Origin of the sequence: Marseilla massiliensis, from assembly GCF_016899955.1 — a bacterium.
Lineage (GTDB): Bacteria > Bacteroidota > Bacteroidia > Bacteroidales > Bacteroidaceae > Prevotella > Prevotella intestinigallinarum.
Map to the genome: position 1 here is coordinate 1 of NZ_JACJJL010000074.1, position 1744 is coordinate 1744.

1 protein-coding gene and 1 pseudogene are annotated in these 1744 nt (G+C 55.3%); both read left to right on the forward strand.

All coding sequences use genetic code 11. The features are described from left to right. Positions 1–397, forward strand: a pseudogene (locus H6B30_RS15915) (DNA primase); the annotation flags it as partial. A gap of 18 nt (positions 398–415) precedes the next feature. Continuing rightward, the gene (locus H6B30_RS15920; RefSeq protein ID WP_205112230.1) at positions 416–1597 is read left to right on the forward strand and encodes a DUF3991 and TOPRIM domain-containing protein; all 1182 of its coding nucleotides are present in this window, start codon (positions 416–418) and stop codon (positions 1595–1597) included. Positions 1598–1744 lie beyond the last annotated feature (147 nt).

Here is a 1744-nt window from a genome sequence, read left to right on the forward strand (position 1 = left end):
GCAGGAACCGAAATTCATCGTCTCGGTCATGGCGGACGTGAACAGGGCTTCTGACATGATACTTGACCATGTGGACAGGCAGCGGCTGGCCCTGAACGAGCAGCCCTACCTGGCCAAGAACGACCCGTTCGCTCCGCTTGACCCAGGCGAGGAAGTGCCGTTCAGGAACGCGGCCATCGTCAAGACACGCAGCGGTGGCTATGCCATCCGTGCCTCGTATGACGGTGTGGAGCTGGGCCTGAAGAAGGTGTCGAAAGGCACGGCAAGGACTTACTTCCAACTTACGGACTACAAGGACAAGGCGGCCTTCCTGAACATGACGGCACGCAAGACATTCGGGCCGGAGATTGCCATGATGGGCAGGTCGCAGGCCGTAAGTGCCAAGATGGGTATTTAATCCTAAAAATAATACGGTATGCCGGACTACAAGGTAAATTTCAAGGAACTCAAAGCGCGTGTCGGCGTGACCGATGTGGCTTATGCCCTCGGCTACCGCCTTGACCGCAAGGCCGGTGTGGGACGTTACATCGAGCTGGTATTGGGTGACGGACGGGAAAAACGTGACACCATCATCGTCAGCCATCCCAACGACAGGGATGCCCAGACGTTCTTCCGCCGGGACGGCTCCAAAGGGGATGTCCTGACACTTATCCGTGAGAACCTGAGTGCCTTCCTCGTCACTGGCAAGGACGAGTGGCAGAAGGTGGCCAAGGTCATGGCACGCTTCGCCAACATGCCCGAACCGGAATACCATGAGGATTGGGAATACCTGAAATCAGCTAAGGCTGCATCAGCTTTTGATACTTCACGATATGAAGTGAGGCAAATAGACGTGGAGCGCATTCCTCAACTCTTCCGCCAACGCGGACTATCCGATGAAACGGTCAGACAATTTGTCCCATTCGTTTTTCTCATACGGGACAGACGGAACGGGAATTTTGACGGCTACAACATCGGCTTTCCCTATACCGACACGGATAATCAGGTGAAAGGATATGAAGTACGCGGTTACGGCGGCTACAAGTCAAAGGCTGCAGGCACGGATTCCTCTTCGGCGGCATGGGTGGCCGACTTTTCCGGCGGTAATCCGGAAGCGGTCAGGTGCGTATTCTTTTGTGAGTCCGCCTTCGATGCGATGGCTTTCCATCAGATGAACAGAAACCAGTTGCACCCGGATGTGGCATTGGTCTCCCTCGGAGGGACATTCTCCGACAACCAGATAACCGGTGTGATGAATCGTTTTCCTAACGCCAAGGCTTTCGACTGTTTTGACAACGACATTGCCGGACGCATCTATGGTCTTCGCATGATTGGCTTGCTGGAGGGCATCCCGATGAAAATCAGCAAAACGGAGGGCAACCTGCAAGTAGAAACCGGAGGCAAGAGTTTTACCGTCAATCCGGGAAAGGCGTTGCCCTCACAGCTTGCCGCACATCTGCCCGTCCATTATCGCACCGGACAATGGCTGCCGCCCAAGGCGTTCAAGGACTGGAACGACTGCCTCTTAAACAAGCCGCTGGCTCCGGTTCTCGCTCCACGCAAGGAGGAACGCGACCGGAATCTGGCGGAGCGGAGAAAAGGTAGTCTCAAAATGTAAAGTAAAATTAAATACAGATGAAAGCAAACAGACTGAAAATGGCCGCCGGGGCGTTGGCCCTGTGTCTGGCCGGAGGCCATACCGTTCCGGCGTTTGCCCAACAGATAGATCCGGCACTGACCGGCGCGGTGACGGCACAGACGCTGG